Genomic DNA, 13,905 nt, shown 5'->3' with positions numbered 1-13,905 from the left:
GGGAACAAGTCCCGGGATGACGGGTGTTATGTAGGTTCCTGAGCGGCCTCGGCCGCCTTCCCCTCCCCCATCACGACCGCGAAGCTGCCGGCGACGATCAGCAGGCCGCCGGCGCACAGCGCCAAGGTCAGGTGATCGCCAAACAGCATCACGCCAATGGCCGCGCCCATCAGCGGCTCGATATTGATGAACACCCCGGCGCTGGCCGCCCCGACCCGGGCCGAACCGTACTGCCAGGCGGCCGTGGCCAGCAGGGTTGCCACCACGCCTTGCCCCACAATGCTGGCCCAGGCGACGGGGCTGAGGTCGAGCTTCGGCGGGCCGTGCATGAGGAAGGCAATGGGAAGGATGGTCGCCGCCGCCACGATCACCGTCACTGCCGGAATGGCCATCGTCGCCTCGACCTTGGGCGCGCGGCGCAGCACGATCAGCCAGGCCAAGAAGACAAGCAGCGAGGCCAGCGACAGGGCCACGCCCAGCGGCGAGCCGGCGCCATCCGGCTTGCCGGCGATCAGGGCCGCCCCCAGGGTGGCGGCGATCACGCCCGCCCACGAAGCGCGGCTGACCTTCTCGCCGAAGAACCGGGCGCTGATGGCGATCAGGGCGGGCATGGCTCCGACCAGCAGGGCGGCAAGGGTGACGCTCACATGGGCCAGCCCCTCGAACTGCACCATGAACGCAATCCCGTAGAGCGCTCCGGCCAGCAGCACCACCGGCGAGCAGAATAGCGCCCGCGCCTCGGCCGTCATCAGGGCGAACGGCGCCGCGACGATCGCCGCCGTGGCGAAGCGCAGCAGCACCATGTGGGCGGCGTCGGTCTCGCGCAGGACCAGCTTGCCCAGCGGAAAGCCCAGACCCCAGGAAACACCGGCGAGAACAAGAGCGAAAAAGGCAAAGCGGTTCATGGCCGCTTCCTGCCGCATTCGGTAGAGCTTGGCGAGAGCCGGACGCCCGCTCGAAAAAATGGCGCCTGCCGAACTCCCTAGAGCCCTTTCCGACCTGATGGCTTCATCAGGGTCGGGCGAAAAGGGCTCTAAATCAGAAGTTTAGAGCATTTTTCGATCCGATAACCGTTTCACACTTATCGGAAAATGCTCTAGTGGACAAGTTTCTCCAAGGGAATCTGGATCGAGACGCGCAGGCCGTCTTGCAGCCACTCGCGCTGCAGGGCCCCCTTGAGCAATCTGACGACCGAATGCTCCAACAAGGTCGTCCCGAAGCCCGTCGACACATCCGGCCGGCGCATCTCGACTATCTCGACGGTTTCCCGCCAGACCAGCGAAACAGTGCCGTCGACTTGCGTGATGCTCAGCGAGATATGCCCCGTCGATGACCGCAGAGCCCCGTATTTCAAGGCGTTGGTCGCCAGCTCGTTGATCACCAGTGCTATTGCGGTCGTGGCCGATTGCCCAACGGGACAGTCGGCGCCCGCGATCATCAGCTGGCGCGCCGGCCCATTGAGGGCGCCATAGGGCTCCAGAAGCGTTTGAAGCAGGCCGTGCAGCGTCGGAATGACGGGCAGATCCCCCCTGCCTACGTCCGACGGCGAGACGTAAGAGGTCGCCCGCCCAAGAGCATTGATACGTTTGCGCAGCTTCTCGGCGAACTCCGCCGATTGTGGTTCCGACCGCGCCGAAAGCGCAATCACCCCGTCCACGACCGCAAACACGTTCTTGATCCGATGCGATAGCTCAAGGCTCATCAGGGCGGTCTGCTCCTGCGCCCGTCGCTGTTCTGTGATGTCCTGGGAAATGGAGACAATCTGGCTCGGACGCCCGCTCGCGTCATAGACAGGCGACACGATGACGTCCCAGACCTTGAGCTGTCCCTTAAGCGTCGCGGACTCGGCTGTGAAGCGGGCCACTTTCCCACCGGCCGCCTGGTTTACCGCGTCGCCGATCAGGGTGCGGCTCTGCTCGGGCCACAAGGTTTCCCACGCCAACCCTTTCAAGGGCGCAAAGTCGTCGATTTCCATCAGGCACAGGCCATTGACGTTCATCGCCAGAAGCCGACCGTCCAGATCGAGCAGTTTGACGCAGTCCTGGCTGGCCTCGAAAAGGCTGGCGCCGAGCGGATCGCCAAGCTGGTCACCCCTAAGATCAGTGGGCGTAATCGATCCTTCGGGTCGTGCCAGCCCTGGCTTCCTGCTGTTCACGCTTGCGCCCCGATCACCGCCCGGCGAGGCTATCGCCTCGCCAATGCCCGCCGTCGTCGCACCCCCGTCGCCAGCTAGACCCGGCTTTGAATAACGCTGGTGAGTCCATGGCGGCTGCCCCGGCTTCGAAAAGAGCTTCACGCTCGATCTCCGATCTCTATTCGAGACATATTCGCAGGTTTGCAACATGGGTCAATATTTCGGGGATACAGTCCGGTGAAAATATTTATAGGAAGAGTCTCCATTACCCTATGTCGTGTTTCAGACTTTGGGCGATGGCGCTTAGAAGTGTGAAGGATTTACCGGCGGTCGCGTCCGAACCCTCCTCATCAATGGCGATCTCCGATGTCACATCGGCGGCTACTTCGATAATTTCCACGGCTTCCGTCACGCTGAGCACCGACTTGGAAATCAAGCCATGGGTCAGGCTTTCGACCAGCAGGATGGCGGCTTGACCGTTGGCCTCCGCCGCGCCCGCAAGCGTATCCACGCGGGCGTCGTCGTTGCATGCGTCTTCGGCCATGGCACCACTCCGTCAGGCGAGAGCTACAAATCTCTCCGCCGCCGGAGCCTGTTGGAGGGCCGACGATCCGTTGGATGTAACGCACCACGAACGGCAAACCATCACATACATCAACATTCGATTATAACTTTGGACAATATCATAAACATGGACCCCGTGCATGTTGGCGGATGGAAAACCGCTTCGTCGAAAAGTTGCGCGGGCTTAACCCGCTGAACTCGGCCGATGTGGCTGCCTTGCGGGCGGCGACCTTAGCGCCGCGCACGGCGGCGGCTAGAGCCCTTTCCGACCTGATGGCTTCATCAGGATCGGGCGAAAAGGGCCCTAAATCAGAAGTTTAGAGCATTTTTCGATCCGATAACCGTTTCACACTTATCGGAAAATGCTCTAGGCGCGATCTTATCCGCGAGGGCGACCGCCCAGGTCCGGTCTTTGTTGTGCTGGAAGGCTGGGCGTGCCGTTACTAGATCCTGCCAAACGGCACACGGCAGGTCTTGGCCTTCCTGATGCCGGGCGATTCCTGCGACCTGCACGTCGGCCTGCTGGCCGAGATGGACCACAGCATTCAGACAATCACCCCGGCCTCGGTCGCCACGATCGACAGGGAGGCGATGGACGCCATCAGGGACACGCACAGAGGCGTGGCCAAGGCGATGTACTCCGCGCAGCTGATCGACGAAGGCGCCATGCGAGCCTGGATCACCAGCATGGGACGGCGGGCGAGCATCGAGCGCGTCGCTCATTTGATGTGCGAACTCTACCTCAGGGCCCGCAACATCGGCCTCGTGTCCGAGCCGTCGCTGGCTCTGCCCCTATCACAGCTGCTGTTGGCGGACGCACTTGGCATGACCCCCGTCCATCTGAACCGCGTTCTCAAGGAGCTGAGGATCGCTGGCGCCATGAGCCTTCAACGTGGCAGCCTGCTCATCACCGATCCAGAAAAGCTCGTCCAGATCGCCGGCTTCGACGAGAACTATCTGCACCGTCGCTTGCGAAGGGCCTCTTAGGCCGCGAGTGCAAGCAGACCTGCCAACGCCCGCCGTTCAAACCTCATCGTCGTAGTCGTCCGTCTCGTCCTCGATCGGTTTGGACGCCGCCAGCGGACCGGCCTTGCGCTTGATGAACCGCAGGGCGCTGTGGGTCTTGGAGAAGCTGCAGACCTTGGTGTCGACCAGGCTGTGACCGCGCGCGGCGGCCAGGATCTCGGTATCCTTCAGCGGCGCGCCCTTGCCCTTTTCGGCGACGATCCAGATCGCGCCCTTGGGGCCCAGTCCGCCGACCAGGTCTTCCAGCTGGTCGAAATCGGCCAGGTCCTCGACGCCCAGGAACAGCAGATCTATGTCTTCCTCGGCCTCGACGGGCTCGACGCGGTCTGAGAGTTCGGTGAAGAACTCTTCGTCCTCCAAACCAAGCACCACCACCGTCTGGCCGGGCTTTACGCCCAGCTTGTCCAGCCGCCCAGGCGGGTTGAGGATGGCGTGCAGCCACTTGTCGGCCTCGCCCGGCTCCAGCTCGAACCGCGTGCCGTCATTGAGCATCAGGTCGTTTCCGTCGACCTTGATGTAGCGCAGGGCGTGGCCTTGATAAATGCCGCGATGGGCCCCGCGGAAGATCAGCTTGGGATGCTCCCACAGCAGCTTGCCCTCGCAGTCTCCGTCCGCCAGATGACCCCAGACGCCGCGCGCTTCCTTGCTCATGACCTCAGGCGCCCTTGAACACGGGGGCGCGCTTTTCGAGGATCGCATCGACGCCTTCCATGTGGTCCTCGGTGTGGTGGGCGATGGCCTGGGCCGCCGCGCTCATCTCCATCAGGGTGTCGTAGCTGGCCGTCGTGCCGTGCTTAAGCAGGCTCTTGGCCATACGCAGGGCGTACGGGGGCTGCTGCGCGATGCGGGTCGCGAGTTCCATGGCTTCGTCCATCAGTTTGTCGGCCGGCACGGCCTTGCTGATCAGGCCCCACTCGGCCGCCTTGGCCGCGTCGATGACATCGCCGGTGAACAGCAGTTCCGCCGCGCGGCTCATGCCCACGGTGCGCGGCATCAGCCAGGCGCCGCCGTCGCCGGGGATCAAGCCCAGCTTCAGGAAGGTGACGCCGAACTTGGCGGTGTCGGCCCCGATGCGGATATCGGTCATGCAGGCCACGTCGCAGCCCAGGCCGATGGCCGCGCCGTTGACGGCCGCGATCGACGGAACTTCCAGGCCGTAGATGGCCCGGACGATGCGGTGGATGTTCTTGCGATATCCGTCGCGGACCTTGACGCCGTTGCCGCCGAACGCGCCCTCGCGGGCCTTCATCGCCTTGACGTCGCCGCCGGCCGAGAAGGCCCGGCCCGCGCCGGTCAGGATCACACAGCGGATCTCCTGGTCGTCGTTGATAGCCTCACAGGCGGCCGCCACCTGATCGCCGTCGCCGGGCGCGCCCAGGGCGTTCATCGCGTCAGGGCGGTTGAGGGTCAGGATGGCGATGTGACCGCGCTTTTCGGTCAAAACAAGGGGGGGCAGAATCAGGGGGGCGTCTTGCGACATGGGCGGCTCCTGCGGGATTTTCGCCTGCATAGCGCGGATCGCACCGCTTCGTCGCGCTTTTGAGACGCGAAGCCCCCGACGGCGCATGGACCCCTTGGCCTCCAGCACAGGACCCCATGCGCCCAACGGCCCGGGTCGCGGCGGACCGCGCTCCTGGACCGGTTGCCCCACAGGGCGACTGTCATTTCAAACGCCCCAGCAGCCGATTTTTCCCTCGGCGCCAATTTTTTTCGGCCTCGCCTTCGGCGTGCGCACGCCCAGCGTAACTAAGCTCACGCTACATCACGAAAACGCGACTGGCGTACACCCTCGCGCGAGCGTTGAAATCTCTACGGGACGATAAAGAAGGCAGCGGCAAATGACCGTGCACATGAAGGCCCGACACGCGCTGATTATCGAGGACGAGATTTTGATCGCCTTCGAGGTGGAAGCCTTGCTGGCCGAGCAGGGTTTCACCAGTTTCGACATCGCCGATAGCCCGCAAGACGCCCTGGCCATGGCCATAGCTCGGCCTCCCGACCTGATCACGGCCGACTACCGCATTGTCGGCGGCACCGGTGTCGAGGCGGTGGAAGCCATTCAGAAACTGCTGGGCGCCATCCCCGTGGTCTATGTCACCGGCAATTCGGACCTGCTGCTGGGACGCGAACCCCCGGTGGTCGGCAAGCCGATTTCGCCCCGTCGCCTGGCCGAGGCTTGCGCGCGAGCCTGCGCGGCCTGAAGGCTTTCGCCCGCGCGCTCGCACCCCTAGACTCGCCGCGCGACGCGGGAGAGCCGGATGACCATGATCGACAGCCTGGAAGCGCTGGAAGCCATCTATGACGCCACGCCCGCTGCAGCGTCGATGGTCAAGGTGGCCGACAGGATCACGCCGCACTATCGGGCGCTGATCGAGGCCTCGCCCTTCGTCGCCCTGGCCACCATCGGTCCCGAGGGCCTCGACTGCAGCCCGCGCGGCGACAGGCCGGGCTTCGTGCGGGTAGCCGATCCCCGCACGCTGATCCTGCCGGACCGGCGGGGCAACAACCGCATCGACAGCTTGCGCAACGTGGTGCGTGACCCCAGGGTCGCGCTGCTGTTCCTGATCCCGGGCTCCGGCACGACCTTTCGGGTCAATGGCCGAGCGGTGATCAGCGCCGATCCCGACCTGCTGGATAGCTTCGCGATCGACGGCAAAGCGCCGCGCACCGCGATGGTGATCACCGTCGAGGAGGCCTATTTCCAGTGCGCCCGCGCGATCGTCCGCTCGGGTCTGTGGAACGCCGAGAGCCAGATCGACGCCAGCGCCCTACCCTCGCCCGGCGCGATGCTGGCGGCGGTCACAGCCGGCGAGGTCGGCGGCGAGGCCTATGACCGCGAATGGCCGGAGCGGGCGGCCAGGACGATGTGGTGAGCTGGCATGCCGCCTTCGCGGCTTGGCAAGCCCCCAGACAACAGGCGCATCGACAGTCCGTACGGGCGGTTGGTGGATCAAGGTCTTAAGCGAAGGCCAGTGGCCACGCCTCTGGGTCTTTTTGAACTGCGCTCCGGCGCCTACGCTTTGGCTGATGCTGGCGTGGGCGAGAAGCCGGTCGGAACGGCCGGCTTGCGAGAAGTATCGGCTGCTTCAATACATAAAAGCGCGCAACACGCGACCAGCCGCCAGCGCGCGCCACAAACACAAGGGCCGCAAGTTCAACAGCAAGCGCAAAATCGACCGCCACCGCCAAAGGAATGAGTTCGGGCGCAACGACCGCGAAGCCAGCAAGCATTAATGTCGTGACCAAATACGCAGCTAAGGCGATCGGGCCCCGGTTTAGGCTCTCCGCAGGCTTCTCCACCAAGGCCTTATGAAGCGCATCGCCAAGCCATGTGCCCCTGCAGGACAGGACAAGGCCGAACGCCATCGCGAAAACTAACGTCAGAATGATCATCGCCTAGCTCCCTTAGTGGGAGGTGGTGATAAAGCTGTGCGTTGCAAGGCTGGGGTATTTTCATCCCTACCACAGCTGTGGTGCGCCCTGCGCCGCACCGCGAACCGGCTGAACGCGAAAGGGGGCGAAAGCTTTCGGCAGTGGCCACTCCGCGTCTTCCAACGTCCGCTCAAGATCGAACGCGACCCTACCCCCGCCAGCCCAAACGAGAAGCGGCCCCGGGCTTTCGCCCGGAGCCGCTTGAAACACAGTGGTCGCCGTTAGGGGCGATCAGTCGTCGCGGTGCACGCGTTCGCGGCGCTCGTGACGTTCCTGGGCTTCCAGGCTGAGGGTCGCCGTGGGGCGAGCATCCAGCCGGGCCAGGCCAATCGGTTCGCCCGTTTCCTCGCAGTAGCCATAAGACCCGTCCTCGATGCGGCGCAGGGCTTGGTCGATTTTCGAGATCAGCTTGCGTTGGCGATCACGGGTGCGCAATTCAAGCGCCCGATCAGTTTCCGAAGACGCGCGATCAGCCAGATCGGCGTGATTTTCGGTTTCTTTCTGGAGGTGAGCGACCGTTTCGCGAGATTCGCGAAGGATCTCATCCTTCCATTCGTTCAGCTTGCCCTTGAAATACTCAAGCTGACGCTCGTTCATGAACGCCTCGCCCTCGGAAGGGCGATAGGTACTCTTATCGACTAGAACAGTGGCCGTTTGCATTAACGCCTCACGCCCCAATGAACTCCGCCTTGGTCAGGCCGGGTGCTTATACCAAAAGAATAGCCACGTTCAATGAACCTCGCGTGAGTAGCGCGTTCAGCGGCGAGATACTCGCCTGGTTCGCCATGTACGCGACCCGCGACAGCTTGAGAAACGCGCGAAGCCTCAGCGCGCAACATCTTGATTTCGCTAAGAGCGCGACCGTAACCAGAGCCTCTGGCCGCCGCGCCGGTCATCAGGCCCCTCGGGCCTGTTCGAGCTTGGCTTTTTCGACTGCGGCCCGGGTTTCGATCTCGTTGAGCACGCCTTCGAGCCTCGGATCGTCGGTCGATTCGCGTTGCTCGCGGATCGCGCGGGTGAGTCGGTCGAGGGTGGCGGTCGAGACGTCGCCATCGAGCAAGGCGATCTTCACCTCGCCCAGAATGTCGAGAAGGCCGTCGGCGCGTTTGACCGCGCGCTTGCGGCGCTCCAGCGGATCGCCCATCGCCTGCAGGGCTAGAAGCGCGTCCAGCGAGCCGATCCCGGCCACGCCGCCGGTCTGGGCGACGCTGACCGCGCCGCTCGCGCCGCCGACTGAGGGCAGGGCAAAACTGGAACCGCTGCCCGAGGCCTTTGCTCGCGACGCGCCGCTCGCGCCTACGCCCCCCGTGCTCGAAACCTTCATGGCGAACGCCGCTCCATAGTGCCGGTAGCGAGTCACTTCTCTCGCCGCCTCATCATAATCAGTCCAGCCGCTTGAAGTATGGTTAATGCCGGGCAGATTCTGCCGAAGGGCGCCGGCGGGCCTGCGTCAAAACGCACAAAGCCTTACGACTCAAGCCTTTGAGATTGGCCCGCTTTTGGCATGGAGCCGGCTGGGAATGTCTTCCCGCAGCAGGATAGCCATGTCGCGTTCATTCTTCCGCACCGTTCTCGCCGTCGCCGTGACGGCCTGCGCCCTGGTTTCGGGCCCGGCTTTCGCCAAGTCGCGGATCAAGGACATCGTCTCGTTCGAAGGCGTGCGCGACAACCAGCTGATCGGCTACGGCATCGTGGTTGGCCTCAACGGTTCGGGCGACAGCCTGCGCAACGCGCCGATGACCAAGCAGAGCCTCGAGGCGATGCTCGAGCGTCAGGGTGTCAATGTGCGCGACGCCAACCTCAACACCAAGAACGTGGCCTCGGTGATGGTCACCGCCAACCTGCCGGCCTTCTCGGCCCCCGGCGCTCGGATCGACGTGACGGTTTCCACACTCGGCGACGCCAAGAGCCTGCTGGGCGGCTCCCTGCTGGTCACCAGCCTGCAAGGCGCCGACGGTCAGACCTATGCGGTGGCGCAAGGCAGCGTGCAGACCGGATCGGTGTCGGCCGGCGGCGCCTCGGGTAGTTCAGTCACCAAAGGTGTTCCGACCGCGGGTCGGATCGCCGCCGGCGGCATCATCGAAAAGGAGACCGGCTTCCAGATGGTGAACATGGGCGAGCTGCGCATGACCCTGCGCAACCCCGACTTCACCACCTCGCGCCGCATCGCCGACGCCATAAACGGCCGGTTCGCCCACAGCGCCCAGGCCCAGAACCCGACCATCGTCGCCGTCCGCCCCCCGGCCGGCATGGACATGATCAGCTTCATCACCGCCATCGAAAACCTGGAAGTCGAGCCCGACGGGCCGGCCAAGGTGATCATCGATGAGGTGGCCGGCGTCATCGTCATGGGCGACGACGTCCGCATCAGCCAGGTGGCCATCGCCCAGGGCAACCTGACCATCTCGGTCCAGGAGAGCCCGGCCGTCAGCCAGCCTGCTCCGTTCAGCCAGGGCCAGACCCGGGTGATCCCGCAAACGGCCGTCAATATCGAAGAGGAAAAGGGCAAGCAGCTGATCACTCTCAGCGCTGGCGCTTCGCTCAAGAGCCTGGTCGGCGGCCTCAACGCCTTGGGGGTCACCCCGCGCGACATGATCTCGATCCTGCAGGCCGTGAAGGCCGCCGGCGCCCTGCAAGCCGACATCGAGGTGATGTGATGAGCTCGCCCTACGCCCTTACCGGACCTCCGATCACCGGCCTGACGGCCACGGCCACCCCGCCCGCCTCGGCGGCCGAGCTGCTTAAGCGCGGCCAGATCAAGGAAACGGCCGAGAAGTTCGAAGCCTCGTTCATGTCGGTGATGATGCAATCGATGTTCGCCGGCGTGAAAACCTCCGAACCGTTCGGCGGCGGTCAGGGCGAGGAGATGTTCAAGTCGCTGCTGACCGAGTCCATGGCCAAGGAAGTCTCCAAGGCCGGCGGCGTCGGTCTGGCCGACACCATCCAACGTGAAATGCTCAAGCTTCAAGGGTTGAAGGACTAGTCATGGCCCTCGCTGCACACGATCCCAACGACCGCGTCGACCAACTGGTCATACTGACCGAGCGTCTGACCGACCTTATCGCCAAGGAGGCCACCGCCTTCGAGAACCGCCGCCCCCAGGACGCGGCGCAATATGTCGAGGAGACGGCCAAGCTGGCCAATCTCTACCGGCATGAGTCCGCCCGGGTGCGCGCCAATATCGCTCTGATCTCCAGCGCCGACGCCGAGCTGCGCCAACGCCTGATCCGCGCCACCGAAGCCTTCGACGCCGTGCTCGCTCGCCAGGCCCGCGCCCTCAACGCCGCCCGCGTCGTAACCGAAGGCCTGGTGAAGGCCGTGGCCGAAGAGATCGCCAATCAGCGCGCTCCGGCATCCGGCTACGGCGCAGGCGCGCGGATGAACAATCCGGCCTCCAGCGGCACGGCGATCACGCTGAACAAGAAGGCCTAGCGGGCCGCCTCGATCCAGCGCCCGATAAGGCGGCCAACCTCCGCCGCCTCCGCCTCGATAGCCGCCCGGTCTCGCAGAGCGATGAGGCCACGGTCGGGCGCGGGCCAGACGGCCAATTTCGCCTCATCGTCGAAATGGAAGCCGGCGGCGTCCAGCGGCTTGGCGCCGCGGTGGAGCACGATCCGGTAGCCGCCCTTCCTGTCGAAGCCCAGCGTCACGCGATCCTCGCCATCATGGGCGAAGCTGGGCGCATTCCACTTGATCTCCTCGGTCAGGCCCGGATGGGCGCCCAGGACGACCGCGCGCAAAGCGTCGATATCCGCGCGAACCGACGGCTCCAACGCCGCCAGATAGTCTTCGACGGATACGAATTTCTTCGCCACGTCTCGCCCCTCCCGCCGTGATGAGCGAGCCTAAATCGCGATCGCCCGCTATAACAAGCCGCACTTGGATGGACGGAAATCGCGATGCTCGACGAAGCGCTGATGGAAAAGATCCGAAATCTCCATTCCGGTCCTGATCGCGGCTATCACGGCTGGAGCCATCCGCTGGCCCTGCTGGACCTCTACGCCAACGTCGAGCTCGAGTTGCGCGACCCGCTGGCTGTCTATTGCGCCATCGTGCTGCACGACGCGATCTACGAACCCCGGCGCACCGACAACGAGACCCGCAGCGCTGTCCTGGCCAAAGAGATGCTGCGCGGTGTGGTCCCGCTCGACAGCCTGGGTCGCGCCCTTCGCCTAATCGAAGCCACCGCGCGCCACGCCATTCCGAGCAACCTTCCCGCCGAGGAAGCGGAGGACATGGCGCGGTTCCTTGATATGGACCTGTCGATCCTCGCCGCCCCGACGGAGGTGTTCGTCGCCTACGAAGCCGGCGTGCGGCACGAGTATCGCGAAGTTCCCGACGACGCGTTCCGCCAGGGCCGCGCCGTCATCCTGGAAAGCTTCCTGGCCCGCGACGCGCTCTACATGTCCGATTGGGGTCGCGAGCGCTTCGAAGCCACGGCGCGCTCGAACCTCAAGCGGTCCATCACCCAACTGCGAGCCTAGCTCCCAACGATCCGCTTCTTGCGACGGTGCAGCCCGACCGCAACGCCCGCCAGCACCAGCGGAACCAGCAGCGACAGCGCGGCATCGGCCGCGCCGGGCAAGTCGTGCAGCCAAGGCTTCAGCAGATAGCCAGCCAAGCCGACGACGTAGTAGCTGACGGCGAACACCGACAGGCCCTCGACCAGTCCCTGCAGCTTGGTTTGCAAGGCCACCCGCTCGTTCATGCTGTGCAGCAAGGCCTGGTTCTGGCGGTCGAGCGCTATGCCCAGCTTGGCGCGCAGCAGGTCGCTGGACCGGCCGATCCGCGCCGACAGGTCGTCCAGCCGCCGGTCGGCGGCCTCACAGGTTCGCATGGCCGGCAGCAGGCGGCGGGCGATGAACTCGCGCATGGTCGAATGGCCGGCGATGCGGCCTTCACGCAAGGCCTCCAGCCGGTCCAGGGTCAGCTGGTGGTAGGACTCGGTCGCCCCGCGCCGGAAACGGGTGCTGGCCGCGCGCAGCTCGACCTCGGCCGAGAGGGCCAGCAGCTGGTCGAGCACCGACTGGCTATCACCGCCGACCCGGGCCAGTTCGCCGGTGATCCCGGCCAGCCGCGCCTCGGCCCCGTCCAGCCAGCCCAGCAGTTCGCGAGCGGGCGGAAAGCCCATCAGGGCCAGCTTCCGATAGTTGCCGATCTCCAGCAGGGTCTGGACCAGCCGCGAGACCTCGTCATTGGCCAGTCCGCGATTGTGCACATAAATGCGCCCTGCACCGCCCTCGCCCAGCCGGAAGTCGGTCCAGATCCGCGCTGCGCCGTCGAAGGCATCGCAGCTGACGCAGCGGGCCAGGTCGATGTTCCGCCCGATGGCCGCCAGGTCCGGCGCGGTGTCGCTCGCTGCCGAGACGGTGATCTCCACGCCTCGAAACACCGCCCCCGGCGCGCCCTCCAGCCAGGGGAAGGTTGCCTCGCGTGGCTCAAAACCGAGTTGCTCGCCCAGAGGCCCGTGGTCGTAGGCTGTCCAGGTCGAGAACTCCTGGTGTCGCTCCCACAGCCACCCCCCCTGCTCGGTCGGGACCAGTAGGCGTCCCGCCGCGATCGCCTCGGCGTGGTCGGGGTGCAGCAGACCCAGGAACGTCGCCTCGCCCTCGCGCTCGGCGGGCGAGACCAGCATCAGCCATTGTCGCAGCCGCACCGGGGCGCGCTCCAGCGGCAGGGAGCGCAGGTGCATCAGCTCGCTCAGCGTCACGCGCAGCGGATGGTCGCTCGCAGCAGCCTTGGTCATGCTCGTCCTCGTCCCGCGTCGCCGGGCCTTTGCCTAAAGGACAATGTTACCGGTCACATTTGAAACTAACCCGAACAGCTCGTCCCGTCACGCCCTTCAGGCTCGATCCACGCGGCCTCGAGCTACGCTCCGGTCTGAGCCACCAGCTTCTCGCTTTCGCTCCACAGCCGGTCGACATTGGCGTCGACTTCCGCGAACGGGTTGGGCGGCATTGGCTTGCACTGGTGGAAGTAACCACCCGTGGTCTGGCCGGGTTCTTCCGCTGTCGCCAGCCAGACCAGCGCCTGCGCGCCCTCTTCCGACGACATCGCCTTGAGGGTTCGGATATGGGCCTGGGTCGATTCCTCGGCATGGGTGATGAAGTTGGAGTCGATGGTCCCCGGATGCACCGCGTGGGCGACGACGCCGTCGGCGGCCAGACGCTGGGCCAGCCCCCGCGCGAACAGCACATTGGCCAGCTTGGCCTGGCAATAGGCGTGACCGGGCGTGAACCGTTCCAGGAGCTGCAGATCGCTCCACAACAGGCCCGGGATCATTTCACCGCCGTCGGACGAGGTGTTGACGATCCGAACACTGCCACGCGGCGCGTCGACGGCGGCGCGGCGGATCAGCGGCAGCAGGCGATCGGTCAGCAGGAAGGGACCCAGGTGATTGCCGGCGAAATTCTCCTCCAGCCCCTCGGGCGTGATCACCCTGGCTCTGGCCATGCCGCCGGCGTTGTTGATCAGCACGTGGACCCGGTCGGTCAGGGCCGCGATCTCGCGCGCCGCCCGGGCCGCGTCGGCCATGAGCGACAGATCGGCCTGGATGATGTCGACCCGGCCGCCCTGGTTGGCCGCGCGGATCTCGGCCTCGGCCGCCGCCGTTCGCCCCGGATCACGCCCCAGCGCGATCACATGCCAGCCGCGCGCCGCCAGCGCCTTGGCCGCTTCCTTGCCGATCCCCGAGCTTGCGCCGGTGACAACGGCAATCTGTTCGGCGTCAGCCATGGCTGTTCCTCCTC

18 protein-coding genes are annotated in these 13,905 nt (G+C 65.2%); 7 read left to right on the top strand and 11 right to left on the bottom strand.

All coding sequences use genetic code 11. The features are described 5' to 3' along the window. Positions 1-26: 26 nt before the first annotated feature. The 3 genes from ACP69S_RS12635 to ACP69S_RS12625 all read right to left on the bottom strand — a co-directional run bounded on the left by ACP69S_RS12635 (position 27) and on the right by ACP69S_RS12625 (position 2,678). On the bottom strand, positions 27-905 hold the full coding sequence (locus ACP69S_RS12635) for a DMT family transporter (RefSeq protein ID WP_425997703.1): 879 nt from the start codon (positions 903-905) through the stop codon (positions 27-29). A 191-nt stretch (positions 906-1,096) separates the two neighbouring features. Next, positions 1,097-2,296, bottom strand: coding sequence for a sensor histidine kinase (locus ACP69S_RS12630; protein WP_425997701.1), 1,200 nt, complete (start codon positions 2,294-2,296; stop codon positions 1,097-1,099). Positions 2,297-2,399: 103 nt separating this feature from the next. Then, positions 2,400-2,678 carry a hypothetical protein gene (locus ACP69S_RS12625; protein ID WP_425997699.1) on the bottom strand — a complete coding sequence of 93 codons (279 nt, stop codon included), beginning with the start codon at positions 2,676-2,678 and terminating at the stop codon, positions 2,400-2,402. 494 nt (positions 2,679-3,172) lie between these two features. Here ACP69S_RS12625 and ACP69S_RS12620 point away from each other — a divergent pair, with 494 nt between their 5' ends. Then, positions 3,173-3,685, top strand: a complete 513-nt coding sequence (locus tag ACP69S_RS12620) for a Crp/Fnr family transcriptional regulator (protein WP_425997697.1) — start codon at positions 3,173-3,175, stop codon at positions 3,683-3,685. 36 nt (positions 3,686-3,721) lie between these two features. On the opposite strand, the gene ACP69S_RS12615 is transcribed toward ACP69S_RS12620, so the two are convergent. Continuing rightward, positions 3,722-4,375 carry a DUF3052 domain-containing protein gene (locus ACP69S_RS12615; RefSeq protein WP_425997695.1) on the bottom strand — a complete coding sequence of 218 codons (654 nt, stop codon included), beginning with the start codon at positions 4,373-4,375 and terminating at the stop codon, positions 3,722-3,724. 4 nt (positions 4,376-4,379) lie between these two features. Beyond that, on the bottom strand, positions 4,380-5,204 hold the full coding sequence (locus ACP69S_RS12610) for a crotonase/enoyl-CoA hydratase family protein (RefSeq protein ID WP_425997694.1): 825 nt from the start codon (positions 5,202-5,204) through the stop codon (positions 4,380-4,382). Positions 5,205-5,562: 358 nt separating this feature from the next. On the opposite strand from ACP69S_RS12610, the gene ACP69S_RS12605 reads away from it, so the two are divergent. Together ACP69S_RS12605 and ACP69S_RS12600 are read left to right on the top strand one after the other, a co-directional pair. Then, positions 5,563-5,925, top strand: coding sequence for a response regulator (locus ACP69S_RS12605; protein ID WP_425997692.1), 363 nt, complete (start codon positions 5,563-5,565; stop codon positions 5,923-5,925). 57 nt (positions 5,926-5,982) lie between these two features. Continuing rightward, the gene (locus ACP69S_RS12600) at positions 5,983-6,597 is read left to right on the top strand and encodes a pyridoxamine 5'-phosphate oxidase family protein (RefSeq protein ID WP_425997691.1); all 615 of its coding nucleotides are present in this window, start codon (positions 5,983-5,985) and stop codon (positions 6,595-6,597) included. 85 nt (positions 6,598-6,682) lie between these two features. Here the strand turns inward: ACP69S_RS12600 and ACP69S_RS12595 are convergent, their stop codons facing one another. From ACP69S_RS12595 to ACP69S_RS12585, 3 genes are all read right to left on the bottom strand, one after another. Further along, on the bottom strand, positions 6,683-7,117 hold the full coding sequence (locus ACP69S_RS12595; RefSeq protein ID WP_425997689.1) for a hypothetical protein: 435 nt from the start codon (positions 7,115-7,117) through the stop codon (positions 6,683-6,685). A gap of 270 nt (positions 7,118-7,387) precedes the next feature. Beyond that, positions 7,388-7,816, bottom strand: a complete 429-nt coding sequence (gene dksA / locus ACP69S_RS12590; protein WP_425997789.1) for an RNA polymerase-binding protein DksA — start codon at positions 7,814-7,816, stop codon at positions 7,388-7,390. 235 nt (positions 7,817-8,051) lie between these two features. Then, positions 8,052-8,480, bottom strand: a complete 429-nt coding sequence (locus tag ACP69S_RS12585; RefSeq protein ID WP_425997687.1) for a flagellar assembly protein FliX — start codon at positions 8,478-8,480, stop codon at positions 8,052-8,054. 220 nt (positions 8,481-8,700) lie between these two features. Here ACP69S_RS12585 and ACP69S_RS12580 point away from each other — a divergent pair, with 220 nt between their 5' ends. From ACP69S_RS12580 to ACP69S_RS12570, 3 genes are read left to right on the top strand one after another with little or no spacing between them, the layout of a single operon-like run. Then, a complete protein-coding gene (locus ACP69S_RS12580) occupies positions 8,701-9,813 on the top strand; it encodes a flagellar basal body P-ring protein FlgI (protein WP_425997685.1) in 1,113 nt (370 codons plus the stop codon). Then, the gene (locus ACP69S_RS12575) at positions 9,813-10,139 is read left to right on the top strand and encodes a rod-binding protein (RefSeq protein WP_425997683.1); all 327 of its coding nucleotides are present in this window, start codon (positions 9,813-9,815) and stop codon (positions 10,137-10,139) included. Before ACP69S_RS12580 ends, ACP69S_RS12575 begins: the two co-directional genes overlap by 1 nt. A 2-nt stretch (positions 10,140-10,141) precedes the next feature. Then, a complete protein-coding gene (locus ACP69S_RS12570; protein ID WP_425997681.1) occupies positions 10,142-10,588 on the top strand; it encodes a flagellar basal body protein in 447 nt (148 codons plus the stop codon). On the opposite strand, the gene ACP69S_RS12565 is transcribed toward ACP69S_RS12570, so the two are convergent. After that, complete coding sequence (locus ACP69S_RS12565; protein WP_425997680.1) at positions 10,585-10,971, bottom strand: DUF1801 domain-containing protein; 387 nt, start codon at positions 10,969-10,971, stop codon at positions 10,585-10,587. The two genes, ACP69S_RS12570 and ACP69S_RS12565, sit on opposite strands and share 4 nt — an antisense overlap. Before the next feature lie 84 nt (positions 10,972-11,055). Between ACP69S_RS12565 and ACP69S_RS12560 the strand changes: the two genes are divergently transcribed. Then, positions 11,056-11,640 (top strand): HD domain-containing protein, encoded by a 585-nt coding sequence (locus ACP69S_RS12560; RefSeq protein WP_425997678.1) that lies wholly within the window; start codon positions 11,056-11,058, stop codon positions 11,638-11,640. On the opposite strand, the gene ACP69S_RS12555 is transcribed toward ACP69S_RS12560, so the two are convergent. After that, on the bottom strand, positions 11,637-12,902 hold the full coding sequence (locus ACP69S_RS12555; RefSeq protein WP_425997676.1) for a DUF3422 domain-containing protein: 1,266 nt from the start codon (positions 12,900-12,902) through the stop codon (positions 11,637-11,639). The two genes, ACP69S_RS12560 and ACP69S_RS12555, sit on opposite strands and share 4 nt — an antisense overlap. A gap of 122 nt (positions 12,903-13,024) precedes the next feature. Continuing rightward, positions 13,025-13,891 carry an SDR family NAD(P)-dependent oxidoreductase gene (locus ACP69S_RS12550; protein ID WP_425997674.1) on the bottom strand — a complete coding sequence of 289 codons (867 nt, stop codon included), beginning with the start codon at positions 13,889-13,891 and terminating at the stop codon, positions 13,025-13,027. Between the last annotated feature and the right edge of the window lie 14 nt (positions 13,892-13,905).

The organism is Caulobacter sp. DWR1-3-2b1 (genome assembly GCF_049895765.1).
Classification (GTDB): domain Bacteria; phylum Pseudomonadota; class Alphaproteobacteria; order Caulobacterales; family Caulobacteraceae; genus Caulobacter.
Note: the sequence above shows the minus strand (reverse complement) of the source record. Positions and strands in the feature narration are given on the sequence as shown.

What these genes read in the sequence shown, in the direction of transcription:
- ACP69S_RS12555 (WP_425997676.1), bottom strand. Translation starts at nt 12,902, where the DNA reads ATGACCAAGGCTGCTGCGAGCGACCATCCGCTGCGCGTGACGCTGAGC.
- ACP69S_RS12575 (WP_425997683.1), top strand. Translation starts at nt 9,813, where the DNA reads ATGAGCTCGCCCTACGCCCTTACCGGACCTCCGATCACCGGCCTGACG.
- ACP69S_RS12560 (WP_425997678.1), top strand. Translation starts at nt 11,056, where the DNA reads ATGCTCGACGAAGCGCTGATGGAAAAGATCCGAAATCTCCATTCCGGT.
- ACP69S_RS12550 (WP_425997674.1), bottom strand. Translation starts at nt 13,891, where the DNA reads ATGGCTGACGCCGAACAGATTGCCGTTGTCACCGGCGCAAGCTCGGGG.
- ACP69S_RS12600 (WP_425997691.1), top strand. Translation starts at nt 5,983, where the DNA reads ATGACCATGATCGACAGCCTGGAAGCGCTGGAAGCCATCTATGACGCC.
- ACP69S_RS12580 (WP_425997685.1), top strand. Translation starts at nt 8,701, where the DNA reads ATGTCGCGTTCATTCTTCCGCACCGTTCTCGCCGTCGCCGTGACGGCC.
- ACP69S_RS12605 (WP_425997692.1), top strand. Translation starts at nt 5,563, where the DNA reads ATGACCGTGCACATGAAGGCCCGACACGCGCTGATTATCGAGGACGAG.
- dksA (WP_425997789.1), bottom strand. Translation starts at nt 7,816, where the DNA reads ATGCAAACGGCCACTGTTCTAGTCGATAAGAGTACCTATCGCCCTTCC.
- ACP69S_RS12610 (WP_425997694.1), bottom strand. Translation starts at nt 5,204, where the DNA reads ATGTCGCAAGACGCCCCCCTGATTCTGCCCCCCCTTGTTTTGACCGAA.
- ACP69S_RS12625 (WP_425997699.1), bottom strand. Translation starts at nt 2,678, where the DNA reads ATGGCCGAAGACGCATGCAACGACGACGCCCGCGTGGATACGCTTGCG.
- ACP69S_RS12595 (WP_425997689.1), bottom strand. Translation starts at nt 7,117, where the DNA reads ATGATCATTCTGACGTTAGTTTTCGCGATGGCGTTCGGCCTTGTCCTG.
- ACP69S_RS12615 (WP_425997695.1), bottom strand. Translation starts at nt 4,375, where the DNA reads ATGAGCAAGGAAGCGCGCGGCGTCTGGGGTCATCTGGCGGACGGAGAC.
- ACP69S_RS12570 (WP_425997681.1), top strand. Translation starts at nt 10,142, where the DNA reads ATGGCCCTCGCTGCACACGATCCCAACGACCGCGTCGACCAACTGGTC.
- ACP69S_RS12585 (WP_425997687.1), bottom strand. Translation starts at nt 8,480, where the DNA reads ATGAAGGTTTCGAGCACGGGGGGCGTAGGCGCGAGCGGCGCGTCGCGA.
- ACP69S_RS12635 (WP_425997703.1), bottom strand. Translation starts at nt 905, where the DNA reads ATGAACCGCTTTGCCTTTTTCGCTCTTGTTCTCGCCGGTGTTTCCTGG.